This is a genomic window from Pseudomonas sp. SIMBA_041, from assembly GCF_046535095.1.
In the GTDB taxonomy this organism is placed as follows: Bacteria; Pseudomonadota; Gammaproteobacteria; order Pseudomonadales; family Pseudomonadaceae; genus Aquipseudomonas; species Aquipseudomonas mucoides.
On record NZ_JAWRXJ010000925.1, the window covers coordinates 1 to 237 of the forward strand.

The 237-nt window shown below is 55.3% G+C and carries 1 protein-coding gene; it reads left to right on the forward strand.

Features of this window, described 5'->3' with window-relative positions; genetic code table 11:
• A partial coding sequence (locus SB725_RS33835) for an ABC transporter permease subunit (RefSeq protein ID WP_410923775.1) occupies positions 1 to 237 on the forward strand: 237 nt, incomplete at both ends.

The following is a 237-nucleotide window of genomic DNA, read 5'->3' on the forward strand; positions in this document are numbered from 1 at the left end:
CCTGATGGGGATCAGTCCGGCAAAAATGAGTATGCTGGCATTCGGAATTAGTGGAGCGACCGGAGCGATAGCAGGGATTGTGATCGCACCGCTGAGCGTAACCTCTTATGACATCGGTGTCCTGCTCGGGATCAAAGGCTTTTCCGCTGCCATTCTCGGAGGGCTGGGCAATCCGCTTGGCGCAGCAGTCGCAGCATTTTTGCTCGGTATTGTTGAATCGCTTGGGGCTGGCTACAT